The sequence below is a fragment of the uncultured Tateyamaria sp. genome (assembly GCF_947487805.1).
In the GTDB taxonomy this organism is placed as follows: Bacteria; Pseudomonadota; Alphaproteobacteria; order Rhodobacterales; family Rhodobacteraceae; genus Tateyamaria.
In genome coordinates, this window is sequence record NZ_CANKXW010000011.1 from 96,938 (window position 1) to 109,673 (window position 12,736).

14 protein-coding genes are annotated in these 12,736 nt (G+C 64.5%); 8 read left to right on the forward strand and 6 right to left on the reverse strand.

Annotated elements, in window-relative coordinates; all coding sequences use genetic code 11:
- The first annotated feature begins 185 nt into the window (after positions 1 to 185).
- Positions 186 to 674, forward strand: a complete 489-nt coding sequence (locus Q0949_RS20195; protein WP_299376790.1) for a hypothetical protein — start codon at positions 186 to 188, stop codon at positions 672 to 674.
- The gene (locus tag Q0949_RS20200) at positions 674 to 1,066 is read left to right on the forward strand and encodes a cell division protein ZapA (RefSeq protein ID WP_299376791.1); all 393 of its coding nucleotides are present in this window, start codon (positions 674 to 676) and stop codon (positions 1,064 to 1,066) included. Before Q0949_RS20195 ends, Q0949_RS20200 begins: the two co-directional genes overlap by 1 nt.
- Positions 1,067 to 1,163: 97 nt before the next feature.
- Here Q0949_RS20200 and grxD read toward each other — a convergent pair whose 3' ends face one another.
- From grxD to Q0949_RS20215, 3 genes are read right to left on the reverse strand one after another with little or no spacing between them, the layout of a single operon-like run.
- Positions 1,164 to 1,526: a Grx4 family monothiol glutaredoxin gene (gene grxD, locus Q0949_RS20205; RefSeq protein ID WP_299376793.1), complete on the reverse strand. Its 363-nt coding sequence runs from the start codon at positions 1,524 to 1,526 to the stop codon at positions 1,164 to 1,166.
- A 1-nt stretch (position 1,527) separates the two neighbouring features.
- On the reverse strand, positions 1,528 to 1,842 hold the full coding sequence (locus Q0949_RS20210; protein ID WP_299376795.1) for a hypothetical protein: 315 nt from the start codon (positions 1,840 to 1,842) through the stop codon (positions 1,528 to 1,530).
- The gene (locus Q0949_RS20215) at positions 1,839 to 2,081 is read right to left on the reverse strand and encodes a BolA/IbaG family iron-sulfur metabolism protein (RefSeq protein WP_299376797.1); all 243 of its coding nucleotides are present in this window, start codon (positions 2,079 to 2,081) and stop codon (positions 1,839 to 1,841) included. The genes Q0949_RS20210 and Q0949_RS20215 overlap by 4 nt, the downstream gene beginning before the upstream one ends.
- Positions 2,082 to 2,257: 176 nt before the next feature.
- Here Q0949_RS20215 and Q0949_RS20220 point away from each other — a divergent pair, with 176 nt between their 5' ends.
- The 5 genes from Q0949_RS20220 (at position 2,258) to Q0949_RS20240 (ending at position 8,197) form a co-directional block, all read left to right on the forward strand.
- The gene (locus Q0949_RS20220; RefSeq protein WP_299376799.1) at positions 2,258 to 3,226 is read left to right on the forward strand and encodes an XdhC family protein; all 969 of its coding nucleotides are present in this window, start codon (positions 2,258 to 2,260) and stop codon (positions 3,224 to 3,226) included.
- The gene (locus tag Q0949_RS20225; protein WP_299376802.1) at positions 3,223 to 4,218 is read left to right on the forward strand and encodes a molybdopterin-binding protein; all 996 of its coding nucleotides are present in this window, start codon (positions 3,223 to 3,225) and stop codon (positions 4,216 to 4,218) included. The genes Q0949_RS20220 and Q0949_RS20225 overlap by 4 nt, the downstream gene beginning before the upstream one ends.
- A 109-nt stretch (positions 4,219 to 4,327) precedes the next feature.
- Positions 4,328 to 4,813 carry a (2Fe-2S)-binding protein gene (locus tag Q0949_RS20230; RefSeq protein ID WP_299376804.1) on the forward strand — a complete coding sequence of 162 codons (486 nt, stop codon included), beginning with the start codon at positions 4,328 to 4,330 and terminating at the stop codon, positions 4,811 to 4,813.
- 137 nt (positions 4,814 to 4,950) lie between these two features.
- Positions 4,951 to 7,314, forward strand: a complete 2,364-nt coding sequence (locus Q0949_RS20235; RefSeq protein WP_299376806.1) for a xanthine dehydrogenase family protein molybdopterin-binding subunit — start codon at positions 4,951 to 4,953, stop codon at positions 7,312 to 7,314.
- Positions 7,315 to 7,408: 94 nt separating this feature from the next.
- On the forward strand, positions 7,409 to 8,197 hold the full coding sequence (locus tag Q0949_RS20240) for a xanthine dehydrogenase family protein subunit M (RefSeq protein ID WP_299376808.1): 789 nt from the start codon (positions 7,409 to 7,411) through the stop codon (positions 8,195 to 8,197).
- 487 nt (positions 8,198 to 8,684) lie between these two features.
- Here Q0949_RS20240 and Q0949_RS20245 read toward each other — a convergent pair whose 3' ends face one another.
- On the reverse strand, positions 8,685 to 9,434 hold the full coding sequence (locus tag Q0949_RS20245) for an SDR family oxidoreductase (protein WP_299376810.1): 750 nt from the start codon (positions 9,432 to 9,434) through the stop codon (positions 8,685 to 8,687).
- Positions 9,435 to 9,614: 180 nt separating this feature from the next.
- Positions 9,615 to 10,166 carry a translation initiation factor IF-3 gene (gene infC / locus Q0949_RS20250; protein ID WP_299376928.1) on the reverse strand — a complete coding sequence of 184 codons (552 nt, stop codon included), beginning with the start codon at positions 10,164 to 10,166 and terminating at the stop codon, positions 9,615 to 9,617.
- 201 nt (positions 10,167 to 10,367) lie between these two features.
- Between infC and Q0949_RS20255 the strand changes: the two genes are divergently transcribed.
- The gene (locus tag Q0949_RS20255; protein ID WP_299376812.1) at positions 10,368 to 11,717 is read left to right on the forward strand and encodes a hypothetical protein; all 1,350 of its coding nucleotides are present in this window, start codon (positions 10,368 to 10,370) and stop codon (positions 11,715 to 11,717) included.
- Positions 11,718 to 11,823: 106 nt separating this feature from the next.
- Here the strand turns inward: Q0949_RS20255 and Q0949_RS20260 are convergent, their stop codons facing one another.
- Positions 11,824 to 12,675, reverse strand: a complete 852-nt coding sequence (locus Q0949_RS20260; RefSeq protein WP_299376813.1) for a ferredoxin--NADP reductase — start codon at positions 12,673 to 12,675, stop codon at positions 11,824 to 11,826.
- Between the last annotated feature and the right edge of the window lie 61 nt (positions 12,676 to 12,736).

The window sequence follows — 12,736 nt, forward strand, 5'->3', positions numbered from 1 at the left end:
AGGGGCCCGGCGGCACATCAACGCCGCCCCGCAAGTGGTTGATCACAAAGGGGGGGCGCATTTGCGCCGGGCATTGGCTAGACTGCAATGCAACCGGCCCACGAAACGATTCGCGCGGGCGGGGTCGAAAACAGGACAAGGTGCGGGCCCATGCGCCCGACAAACAGAATGGAACAGGCACCAAGATGAGCGAGATTGACACCCTGCAACAGCGGCTCACCGCGGCCATGGACCGGATCTCCACCGGTCTGGGCGCGGTTGGATCCACCAGCAACGCGGATGCTGACGCGTTGCAGGCGGCGCTGGAGGACGAAAAGCTGGCCAATGCGCAATTGCAGGAACGCGTGCGCAAACTGTCGGATCAGCAGGCCGGTGCCGCCGCAGCGGCCGAGGCGGCCGCATCCCAGGCGCAGGCGCGCGTGGCGGAGCTGGATCTTGAACTGCAACGGCTGCGCAAGTCCAACGACCAACTGCGCGAGTCGAACATGGCCCTGCGCGCCGCCAACGAAGAAGGGGTGGGCGAGCCGCACCTGATCAACAAGGCGATGATGGCCGAGCTGGAAGCACTGCGCGCGACGCGGGCAGCAGACGTGGCCGAGGCCAGCAGCATCATCGGCGCGCTGACGCCGCTGCTGGACCAGCTGGAGATGCCCGACGAAGAGGAGGATGCCTGATGCCCGAGGTGACGATTTCCATCGGTGGACGCCAGTTCGGCGTGGCCTGCCAGGAAGGCGAGGAAAGCTATCTGCATGCCGCGGCCAAGATGCTGGACGACGAGGCGCAGGTGCTGGCCGATCAGGCGGGCCGCATGCCCGAGGCGCGGATGCTGTTAATGGCGGGGCTGATGCTGGCCGACAAGACCGCAAGCGTCGAGGACAAGATCGCGGAGGTGCAGGCGCAACTGGCCGAACGCGAGGCGGAGCTGGAGGGGCTGCGCACCATGGGCGCGCCGGAGCCGGAGCGGATCGAGGTGCCGGTGATCCCCGATGCGGTGACGGACACGCTGGCCGAACTCGCCGCCCGCGCCGAGGCGTTGGCCGCCGATATCGAGGAAAAGACCCGCTAGTTCCCGCGGCCCGGCTTGATCCAAAGGAAAGGCGCGCCCGGTGGGGCGCGCCTTGTTCCATTCCTGGCGCGCACGTGGTCCGTGCGCGCGGCCAGGCTCAGCCGTTGGCTTCCCGGATCTTGTCTGCCGCGTCCTTGTCATAGGTCACGCCGTTGTCGTCAAAGAGCGTGTCCAGCTCGCCTGACAGGGTCATTTCGGTGATGATGTCGCAGCCGCCGACAAACTCGCCCTTGACGTAAAGCTGCGGGATCGTGGGCCAGTCGGAGAAATCCTTGATGCCCTGCCGGATCTCTTCATCGGCCAGCACGTTCACATCGGCGAAATCGACGCCCATGTAGTTCAGCACACCCGCCACCCGGCTGGAAAAGCCGCATTGCGGCATGGATTTTGTGCCTTTCATATAAAGCACCACATCGTTTGACGTGATGGTTTCAGAGATGCGGTCGTTTGCGTTGCTCATGTCAGCTGTCTTTCTTGTTGTGCGCACGGTGGTAGCGCGCGGCATAGGTTTCGTCCTCGGGCATCGGGTCGATATGGGTGCTGGCCCCGGCCAGCCCGCTGAGGCTGCGGCTTTGCCCGGTGCGGGGCATGGTCACGCGTTCCAGCGCGTCATTCTTGCGGTTCACCCGGTCGATCAGCGCCAGATCGGTCGCTTCCATGCCGAGCGGCACGGACTGTTCCTGCCCCATGGCCCGGCGGTCCGGGCGGCGCGCGGCCAGTGGCCGGCGCGGCCCACGCCGGAACGGCGCGGACAGGATTTGCCAGAGCAGGGTCACGCAGGCGCCTTGGTGGTCAGGGCCAGCGCGTGCAATTCGCCATGGCTGCCGTCCATCTTGCCCTTGAGCGCCTTGGTCACTGCGCGGTGCTGCTGCACCCGGTTCATGCCCGCAAAGGACGCATCGATCACCTCGGCGGAGTAGTGGTTTCCGTCTCCGGCAAGGTCCGTGATGGTGATCTGGGCATCGGGAAAGCTTTCGCGGATCAGATCCTCGATTTCCTGGGCTTGCATCGGCATGGGGCGTGTCTCCGGCTGTGCTTGGCACAGATGTAGGGCGGTGCGCGGGGGCGCGCAAGCGTTTGCCGTGCACATGCGCACCTGCGCCAGCTTGGCCTTGTGTCCGGCAAGGCGCTGGCGCTAGGTTTCCGGGCGGCACGGACACGAGGCCGGTCTGGGGCAGGAGGCACAAACACATGTCATCAATCGACGGTGCGCCGGAACAGGCGCTGAACTGGGTGCAGGCGGGGCAGGGTGCCGCGCTGGCCACGGTGGTGCAGACATGGGGCAGCGCGCCGCGCCGTGCGGGCGCGCAGCTGGTGGTGTCGGGCACGGGCGAGATGATGGGCTCGGTCTCGGGCGGCTGCGTCGAGGGGGCCGTGGTCATCGAGGCGATGGATGCGCTCGAGGATGGGGCGCCGCGGCTGTTGGAATATGGGGTCAGCGATGATGACGCCTTTGCCGTCGGGCTGGCCTGCGGCGGCACGATCAAGGTGCTGGTGGAGCCGGTGGGCGCGGCGATGCCTCTGGCGATGCTGGAGGATCTGGTGGCCGCGCGGGCCGCGCGGCGGCCTGCGGCCTATGTGGTCGATGTGCAAAGCTGGGACCGCCGTCTGGACCATGACGGCCACGCAGCACGGTTTGCCGCGGACCGCAGCGGCGTCGAAGAGGACGGGCGGACCTTTGTGGCCATCCACAATCCGCCCTTGCGGCTGGCGATTGTGGGCGCTGTGCACATCGCGCAGGCGCTGGTACCCATGGCGCGGATTGCGGGTTTTGATCCGGTGGTGATTGATCCGCGCGCAGCCTTTGGCGCGCAGGCGCGCTTTCCCGGTGAGACAGTGATCAATGACTGGCCCGACGAGGCGCTGGCGCAGGTGGGGCTGGATACCCGTACGGCGCTGGTTCTGCTGACGCACGACCCCAAGCTGGACGACCCGGCGCTGCATCTGGGACTCAGGTCCGGCGCGTTTTATATCGGGGCGCTGGGATCGACACGCACCCATGCCAAACGGCGCGAAAGGCTTGAGGCGGCGGGGTTCGGCGCGGGGGATATCGCGCGGATCAAGGGCCCGGTGGGCCTTGATATCGGCGCGGCCAGCCCGTCGGAAATTGCGGTGTCGATCCTAGCGCAGATGATCCAGACGCTGCGGCGGCCCGCATGATCTTTGGACCGGTCCCGGCGGCGGAGGCCGAGGGCGCGATCCTTGCCCATTCCATGCCCGGCCGCACGGCCCGCGTGCCCAAGGGAACGGTGCTGGGACCTGCGCAGGTGCGGGACCTGCGCGCCGCAGGGCACGAGACCCTTGTGGTGGCGCGGCTGGAGCCCGGCGATGTCGAGGAAAACCGCGCCGCGGAGGCGCTGGCCCGTGCCATTGTGCCTGATCCGGGTGGGCAGGGCCTGCGGATCGCGGGTGCGGGTGCGGGGCGCGTGAACCTCTATGCCACCGGACCGGGGGTGGCGTGCGTCGATGCGGCCCGCGTGGCGGGGATCAACGGGGTGGATCCGATGATCACGCTGGCCACCGTGGCCCCGTTTCACCGGGTCGAGGCGGGCACCATGGTCGCCACGATCAAGATCATCGCCTATGGCGTGGCGGCGGCAGACCTGGACCGGGCCTGTGCCCAGGCGGCAGGCGCACTGCGCATCGCAGCCCCCACGGTCACCAGCGCGCGGCTGATCGAAAGCCGGGTGGGCGGGCAGGTGCCGCCCGCAAAGGGGCGCGACGCCATGGCCGGGCGGCTGGACCGGTTGGGCGTGACGCTTGGCCCGCGCTGCGTTGTGGCCCATCAAACGCGCGCGCTGGCGGATGCCATCGCGGCCACGACCGAGGATGTGGTGCTGATCCTGACGGCCTCGGCCACCTCGGACACGCGCGACGTGGCGCCGCAAGCCCTGCGCGCCGCAGGCGGAACCGTCACCGCCTTTGGCATGCCGGTCGATCCGGGCAACCTGTTGTTTTTCGGCGCGGTGTCGGGCAAGCCGGTGATCGGATTGCCGGGCTGCGCGCGGTCGCCCGCGCTGAACGGGGCGGACTGGGTGCTCGAACGGCTGATCTGCGGGATCCCGCTTTCGGCATCCGACATCGCGGCCATGGGGGTGGGCGGCCTGCTCAAGGAAATCCCGACCCGCCCGCGCCCGCGCCACGCACCTTAAACGCCTGCATGATCTTGCGAAATCGGCGGATGGGCAAAGATTTCTGTTCTCAACTGCAGGTCTGCATGCTTAACTCGGGTCAAACAAGAATGCCAAAAGGGAGGATGCCATGGCACAGGTCACCATGACCGTGAACGGAAAAGCTGCGTCTGGCGAGATTGAGGGGCGCACGTTGCTGTCGTCTTTCCTGCGAGACCAGTTGAAACTGACCGGCACACATGTGGGATGCGACACCTCGCAATGCGGGGCCTGCGTGGTCCACGTGGACGGTGTCGCGGTCAAAAGCTGCACGATGCTGGCGGCCGAGGCCGATGGCGCGGATGTCGCCACGATCGAAGGGCAGGCCAATGCGGACGGATCGCTCAACGTGATCCAACAGGCGTTTCAGGACCACCACGGGCTGCAATGCGGATTTTGCACGCCGGGCATGGTGATGTCGGCGGCGGCGCTGCTCAAGGACAACCCGAAACCGTCCGAAAGCGACGTGCGGGAATATCTCGAAGGCAATATCTGCCGCTGCACCGGATACCACAATATCGTCAAGGCGATCATGGCCGCATCCGGTCAGGACGTCGGCGCGATCGCGGCGGAATAGGCCCGCGTTCAAGTGAGAACAGACGGGGGGCCAGCCCCCCGCACCCCCCGGGATATTTTTGGCCGAAAGAAGATCGGGCGACGGGCGGGAAAACAAGGCGGGGCACACCCCGTGTCGCGACATCAGGGAGGAATGACATGCCAAAAGACGGAGGCATCGGCGCCAGCAGCAAGCGGCGCGAGGACGTACGGTTTCTGACAGGGGCCGGCAATTACACTGACGACATCAACATCCACGGGCAGGCGCATGTGTTCTTTCTGCGCTCTGACATTGCCCATGGCACCATCACCAGCGTCGACACCAGTGCCGCCGAAGCCATGCCCGGCGTGGTCAAGGTCTTTACCGGCGCGGATTTCGAGGGCGTGGGCTCCATTCCTTGCGGCTGGCAAGTGACCGACAGGCACGGCGATCCGATGCAGGAACCGGCGCACCCCGTGCTGGCGCAGGGCAAGGTGCGCCATGTGGGTGAACCCATCGCCGCCGTGGTCGCCGAGACCCTGGCCGAGGCCCGTGACGCCGCCGAGGCGATCTCCGTGGACATTGCCGAACTGCCCGCCGTTGTGAACATGAAGGACGCGCTCAAGGACGGGGCGACCAAGGTGCATGACGATCTGACGAGCAACCTCTGCTACGACTGGGGCTTTGTCGAGGAAAACAAGGACGCCGTGAACAAGGCCTTTGACGAGGCGGCACACGTCACCTCGCTGGAGCTGGTCAACAACCGCCTTGTCGCCAACCCGATGGAGCCGCGTGTCGCCGTGGGCGAGTATGCCCGCGGCACGGATGAGCACACGCTTTATACCACGTCGCAGAACCCGCATGTGATCCGTCTGTTGATGGGCGCGTTTGTTCTGGGCATCCCGGAGCACAAGTTGCGCGTCGTGGCCCCCGATGTGGGCGGCGGGTTCGGCACCAAGATCTTCCACTATCAGGAAGAAGCGTTTTGCACCTTTGCGGCCAAGGCCTGCAACCGTCCGGTCAAGTGGACCTCGTCCCGCTCCGAGGCGTTCATCTCGGACGCCCATGGGCGCGACCACGTGACCAAGATCGAACTGGCGCTGGATGCGGACAACAATTTTACCGCGATCCGTACGGAAACCCATGCCAACATGGGGGCCTATCTGTCGACCTTTGCGCCCTCCGTGCCCACATGGCTGCACGGCACGCTGATGGCGGGGAACTACAAGACCCCGCTGATCTATGTGAACGTCAAGGCGGTGTTCACCAACACTGTGCCGGTGGACGCCTATCGCGGGGCAGGCCGCCCCGAGGCGACGTTCCAGTTGGAGCGTGTGGTGGACAAGGCCGCGCGCGAGCTGGGTGTTGATCCTATCGCGCTGCGTCGCCAGAATTTCATCACCGAATTCCCCTATGCCACGCCCGTGGCGGTCGAATATGACACCGGGGATTACCACGCGACAATGGACAAGCTCGAAGAGATGGGCGATTTCGCCGGTTTCGCCGCGCGCCGTGCCGAAAGCGAGAAAAACGGCAAGCTGCGGGGCTTGGGCGTGAACTGCTATATTGAGGCCTGCGGCATCGCGCCGTCGAACCTCGTGGGGCAGCTGGGCGCGCGGGCTGGCTTGTATGAAAGTGCCACCGTGCGGGTGAATGCCACTGGCGGCCTTGTCGTGATGACCGGGTCGCATTCCCACGGGCAGGGGCACGAGACGTCCTTTGCGCAAGTGGTGGCCGAGATGATCGGTATTGATGAGAGCATGATCGAGATCGTGCATGGCGACACGTCGAAGGTGCCGATGGGCATGGGGACCTATGGCTCGCGGTCGATTGCGGTCGGCGGCTCGGCCATGGTCCGTGCGACGGAAAAGATCATCAACAAGGCCAAAAAGATCGCCTCGCACCTGCTCGAAGCCTCAGAGACGGATATCGAGCTGAAGGACGGCGCGTTCTCGGTTGCGGGCACGGACAAGTCCGTGGCCTGGGGGGATGTGACCCTCGCCGCTTACGTGCCGCACAACTATCCGCTCGAGGATATCGAGCCGGGGCTGGAAGAGACGGCCTTCTATGATCCGTCGAATTTCACATACCCGTCAGGGGCTTACGCCTGTGAAGTTGAAGTGGATCCCGACACCGGCAAGGTCAGTATCGAACGCTTTGCGGCCGCAGATGACTTTGGCAACATCATCAATCCGATGATTGTGACGGGTCAGGTCCATGGCGGTCTGGCGCAGGGGATCGGGCAGGCGCTGCTCGAGAACTGTGCCTATGACGAGAACGGCCAGTTGCTGAGCGCGTCCTACATGGACTATGCGATGCCGCGTGCCGATGACCTGCCGATGTTCTCGGTGGATCATTCCTGCCAGACGCCGTGCACCCACAACCCGCTTGGGGTCAAGGGCTGCGGCGAGGCGGGTGCTATCGGGTCGCCCCCTGCGGTGGTGAATGCGGTGGTCGATGCGCTGCAATCGGCGGGCAAGGACGTGACCCATGTGGACATGCCCCTGTCGCCGGATCGTGTCTGGGCGGCGATGAACGGCTGAATGGAAAGGGCAGGACCGGGGGCCAGCCCCCGGACCCCCGGAGTTTATTTGGCAAGATGACAAGGATCATGTTGCCGAGAAGAAGGACCTGAAGATGTATAACTTCGAATTTGCAAAACCCAGTTCAGTTGCGGATGCAGTTGCGGCACTGGGAGAAGAGGACGCACAGGCGCTGGGCGGCGGGCAGACCCTGATCCCCACGCTCAAGCAGCGGCTGGCGAGCCCGACAAAACTGGTGAGCCTCAAGGGCATTTCCGAGATGCAGGGTGTGTGCACCGGCGACGACGGTGCGCTGTGTATCGGTGGGGCCACGTGCCATGCCACCGTGGCAGCAGAGGCTGGGGCCTACCCGGCGCTGGCATCCACGGCGGCCCATATCGGGGATCCGGCGGTGCGCAACCGTGGGACCATCGGCGGCAGCCTCGCCAACAATGACCCCTCCGCCTGCTATCCCGCGGCTGCACTTGCGTCGGGTGCCACCATTGTCACCAACAGCCGCGAGATTGCAGCCGACGACTATTTCCAGGGCATGTTCACCACCGCGCTGGACGAGGGCGAAATCATCACCGAGGTCCGGTTCCCGGTTCCGGAAAAGGCGAACTACCAGAAGTTCGTGCAACCCGCCTCGCGCTTTGCGCTGGTGGGGGTCTATGTGGCGAAATTCGCAGATGGCGTGCGCGTGGCGATCACCGGGGCCAGCAATGACGGCGTATTCCGCTGGGCCGAGGCTGAGGCGGCGCTGTCCGCTAACTTCTCTGCGGATGCCATCGACGGATTGTCCCTGAGCGGCGATGACATGATCAGCGATCTGCATGGCACCGACGCCTACCGGGCACATCTGTGCGCGGTGATGACCAAACGGGCGGTTGCGGCAGCGGCGTGATCGGGTCCGTGACATATCTGTGGAAGGGCTGCCTGATGGCGGCCCTTTTGTTTTTCGGGGGGCCGTTGGCTGCAAAGGACAAGGACCCGCCTCGCGCCGATGTCGTGGCCTGTGTCCGCGCCGTCGACGACTTGGAAGATATCATACGCGGTCCGATGCAAAGCCATTGTTTGGTGATTGCTGGGAATTTTTGCGAACAGCCCCAAAGTGGGCCCATCCTCGCTTGTCTGGACCGAATGACCGAAGATATGAGGAAATTTGTTGCCTGATCGGTGCCTTTGCTGCCGGACGACGTTGAGGTCATGGATTTTCAATCTGCTGGGATCAAACGCCGCTTGGACGGGTTGCGAATGCCTGGCGATAGCTTGGCGCATTGCACAAAACAACACAGCAAGACCTTCGACATCACTGTTTGCAGAGGAGCAGCAGCTTTTGGAGACGTGTTGACAGCGTTCTCGCTTGCCCGACATTTCGGTGTCGACTTGCCCTAGATCGACCCCGCTTCGACCATGAAGTTATTGGCCGTACACATCGCGCTGTCGTCCGACGCCAGCCACAGCACCATCCGCGCCACATAGACGGGGTCGATCAGGTCGGGCAGGCATTGCCGCGCGCGGTGCGCCTCCAGCGCCTCTGGCGTGGCCCACAGTTCCTTCTGCCGGTCCGTCATGATCCAGCCCGGCACAACCGTGTTCACCCGGATGCGGTGGTTGCCCAGATCGCGGGCCATGGTGCGGGTCAGGCCGTGCACCGCCGCCTTGGCCGTCGTGTAGGCCGGGAAACCGCCGCCCGCTTCCCACCAGGAATTCGAGCCGAGATTGACGATCGATCCGCCGCCGGCATCCATCATGCCCGGTGCCACCGCCTGAATGGCAAAGAACATGTGGCGCAGGTTCGTCTGCATCCGCTCGTCCCAGTATTCCGGCGTCACCTCGCGCCAGTCATGGCGGTCGTCGCGCGCGGCATTGTTGACCAGAACGGTGAAGGGGCCGACCTTTTCGGCCAGCGTGGCAATGGCGGCGCGCGTGGCCTCGATATCGCGCAGATCGCACAGGGCGTGGGCCGCACCCGTCACCGCGCTCACCTCTGCCGAGGCATCCGCGTCCCGGTCCAGAAATCCAACCCGTGCACCTTGCTCGGCAAAGGCCTCGACCGTCAGTCGCCCAATGCCCGAGGCCCCGCCGGTGATCAGGACTGATGCGCCATCAAGGCTGGGATATTTGGCGAATGCGGGCATGGGACCTCCAAAAGAGCTGTGAGCGGTAACAGTCTCTTATTCTAGCGCACCAGACGCGCCGTCAAGGCCGCCCGACGAACGCCGTATACGGATCACGGCGTCGTCATGTGCCAGGGGATGAACCGGGCAACAACAAAGGGCGCTGCAATTGCAACGCCCTTGGATCACGGAGTATTTGCGTTACCCCTTGGCGGGCAGCGGGCCGATCAGCATGACCATCTGGCGACCTTCCATCTTGGGAAAGTTCTCGACCTTGCCGTGTTCCTTGGTGTCCTCGGCCACCCGTTCCAACAGCTCGCGGCCAAGGTTCTGGTGCGCCATCTCGCGCCCCCGGAACCGCAGCGTCACCTTTACCTTGTCGCCGTTTTCAAGGAACTTGAACACGTTGCGCATCTTGACATCATAGTCATTGGTGTCGGTATTGGGCCGGAACTTGACCTCTTTGATCTCGATGATCTTCTGTTTCTTGCGGGCTTCGCTCTCGCGCTTTTGCTGTTCATACTTGAACTTGCCGAAATCCATGATCTTGCACACGGGCGGATTGGCGTTTGGCGAAATTTCCACCAGGTCCAGTCCGGCCTCGTCGGCCATGTCCATGGCGCGGGCGGGGGACACAACGCCGACATTTTCGCCGTCGGCGCCAATCAGGCGGATTTCTGGGGCACGGATCTTGTCATTGACGCGCGGGCCGGTGTCACGTTGAGGCGGCGCGTTGTGGGGTCTGCGAGCGATGGTGGTTGTCCTTGGATCATTTCCGGAAATTGAGGCCAAAACCTAGCCCTAGACCGCGCCGTCTTCAACCCTCGAAATCGGCCATACTGCGCCGAAATCGCGGATTTTCCCCCTTGCACCTTTTGTTTCCGACGCGCATCTGACCCCTTGGAACTCATCACGCGCTCTGTGCGTTGGTCCGACATAAAAGGGGACATCAAAATGAAAAATCTGATCTGGATCGTGGTTGCTGCGGTTGTGCTGGGCGGGGCGTATCTGCTCTTTTCCGGCAAAACGCCGCAAGAGGCGGTGACGGATGCCGCCGAGGCCGTGAATGCGCCCGCCGCTCTGGAGAGCGCAAGCGACGCCGTCGGTGCCGCGGCTGACGCCACGACCGACACCGTGGCCGGTGCGGTTGATGCGGCAACGGATGCCGTGGGCAGCGCGGTTGATGCGGTTGCCGAAACCGCCGAGGACGCCGCTGCCGCAGCCGGTGACGCGGTTGACGCGGCCGTGGACGCCGCAACTGATGCTGGCCAGGCACTGGTCGAGACCGGTGAAAATGCCGTCGATGCCGTTGCCGATGCTGCGAGCGACGCGGTGGATGCGGTGACGGGCACGGCGGGTGATGCCGTTGATGCCACGGCGGACGCGGCCAGCGACACCGCAGATGCCGTGGCTGACACCGCCAGTGATGCGGCTGATGCGACCGCAGACGCCGCCGACGCCGCCGTTGAGACTGCGGACGAGGCGGTTGATGCCACCGCAGACGCGGCCAGCGACACCGCAGATGCCGTGGCTGACACCGCCAGTGATGCGGCTGATGCGACCGCAGACGCCGCAGACGCCGCCGTTGAGACAGCGGACGAGGCGGTTGATGCGACCGCGGACGCGGCCAGCGACACCGCAGATGCCGTGGCTGACACCGCCAGTGATGCAGCTGATGCGACCGCAGACGCAGCCGACGCCGCCGTTGAGACAGCGGACGAGGCGGTTGATGCGACCGCAGACGCGGCCAGTGACACGGCTGATGCCGTGGCCGATACTGCAACTGACGCCGTGGATGCGACCACGGACGCCGCAACAGATGCGGTCGATGCAACCACGGACGCAGCCAGCGACGCGGCAGATGCGGCTACGGATACGGCGACTGATGCTGCCGAAGCAGTGACCGAAGTGGACCAAAACGCCGCCGCCGCAGCAGCGGATGCGGGTGCGGATGCCACCGAGGCGGCGACAGATGCCGTCACCGAAACCACCGAGGCCGCGACTGAAACGGCCGAGCCTGCGACCAACACGGTCGACACGCTGGTGCAGGAAGGTGGCAATGACGCCATCGCCGAGGCCGCCGAAACAGCCGCCGAAGGGACCGAAACCGCGACAGGCGGTCTGGCGGATCTGCTGACCGTGGACGGGTTCGACCTGACCAAGGTGACCGACATGATCGACAACTCCGACGCTCTGAACGCGATCCAGAAAACGACGCTCAAGGCGGGGATCGAACAGGCCCAGGACAATCCCGAAGTCCTCAAGGGTCTTCTGGATCAGCTGAAAGACGCGATGGGCCTCTGACCCGCGCGGGGCCGGGGGGCCATACCCTCCGGCCACACCCTGCATACGAAAAAGGCCGGAGCGCATGTCGCCTCCGGCCTTTTTTGATCTGCGATTGAAGGCAGGATCAGTCGAGGAATGCCTTCTCCACCACGTAATGGGCGGGTTTGGAATTGGCGCCTTCTTCCAGACCATACGCCTCGAACATCGCCTTGAGTTCCAGGTTGAACGCCAGGTTGCCACAGATCATCGCGCGGTCCGTGTCAGGGTTCAGCGGCGGCACGCCCAGATCGGCAAAGGCCTCGCCCGACTTCATCAGATCGGTGATGCGGCCCATCTTGGGGCTCTCTTCGCGGGTGGTGGTGGGGTAATACTTGATCTTCTTCCAGAAGCCATCGCCGATCAACTCGTTCAACAGCGCGTCCGACTTCAGATCCTCGATCAGCTTGGCACCATATTCCAGCTCGCCCACCTCGCGGCAGGTGTGCGTGATGATGACCTCGTCATAATCCTCATAGGTCTGCGGCTCGCGCAAGAGCGAGGCAAAAGGCGCAAAACCGGTACCGGTGGCAAAGAACCACAGCCGCTTGCCCGGCAACAACGCGTCATGCACCAAGGTTCCCACGGGCTTGGGGCGCAGAATGATCTCTTCGCCCACCTTGATGTGCTGCAACCGCGAGGTCAGCGGGCCGTCGGGCACCTTGATCGAATAGAACTCCAACTCCTCGTCCCAGCTGGGCGAGGCGATGGAGTAGGCGCGCAGCAGCGGCTTTTGCTTGCCGGTCTCGGGATGTGGCTCGCCCATCAGGCCGATCATCACGAACTCGCCCGACCGGAACCGCAGCGACGCAGGCCGCGTCACGCGGAAGGAAAACAGACGGTCGGTCCAGTGCGTGACCTGCGTCACGGTCTGGGCATCGGGCAGGGCGGGGGTCGCCTTGACGGCGCTGGCTTGGTTCACAGGTGTTTGCTCGGTCATAACTATGTCAACGCAGGTTTACACCTGCGCCTCTCTCTTTGGGAAGGATTTTGTCGCGGGG

Bases quoted from the DNA above. Each gene is read 5' to 3' on its own strand.
- Q0949_RS20195 (WP_299376790.1), top strand. From the start codon at position 186: ATGAGCGAGATTGACACCCTGCAACAGCGGCTCACCGCGGCCATGGAC.
- Q0949_RS20200 (WP_299376791.1), top strand. From the start codon at position 674: ATGCCCGAGGTGACGATTTCCATCGGTGGACGCCAGTTCGGCGTGGCC.
- grxD (WP_299376793.1), bottom strand. From the start codon at position 1,526: ATGAGCAACGCAAACGACCGCATCTCTGAAACCATCACGTCAAACGAT.
- Q0949_RS20215 (WP_299376797.1), bottom strand. From the start codon at position 2,081: ATGCCGATGCAAGCCCAGGAAATCGAGGATCTGATCCGCGAAAGCTTT.
- Q0949_RS20220 (WP_299376799.1), top strand. From the start codon at position 2,258: ATGTCATCAATCGACGGTGCGCCGGAACAGGCGCTGAACTGGGTGCAG.
- Q0949_RS20225 (WP_299376802.1), top strand. From the start codon at position 3,223: ATGATCTTTGGACCGGTCCCGGCGGCGGAGGCCGAGGGCGCGATCCTT.
- Q0949_RS20230 (WP_299376804.1), top strand. From the start codon at position 4,328: ATGGCACAGGTCACCATGACCGTGAACGGAAAAGCTGCGTCTGGCGAG.
- Q0949_RS20235 (WP_299376806.1), top strand. From the start codon at position 4,951: ATGCCAAAAGACGGAGGCATCGGCGCCAGCAGCAAGCGGCGCGAGGAC.
- Q0949_RS20240 (WP_299376808.1), top strand. From the start codon at position 7,409: ATGTATAACTTCGAATTTGCAAAACCCAGTTCAGTTGCGGATGCAGTT.
- Q0949_RS20245 (WP_299376810.1), bottom strand. From the start codon at position 9,434: ATGCCCGCATTCGCCAAATATCCCAGCCTTGATGGCGCATCAGTCCTG.
- Q0949_RS20255 (WP_299376812.1), top strand. From the start codon at position 10,368: ATGAAAAATCTGATCTGGATCGTGGTTGCTGCGGTTGTGCTGGGCGGG.
- Q0949_RS20260 (WP_299376813.1), bottom strand. From the start codon at position 12,675: ATGACCGAGCAAACACCTGTGAACCAAGCCAGCGCCGTCAAGGCGACC.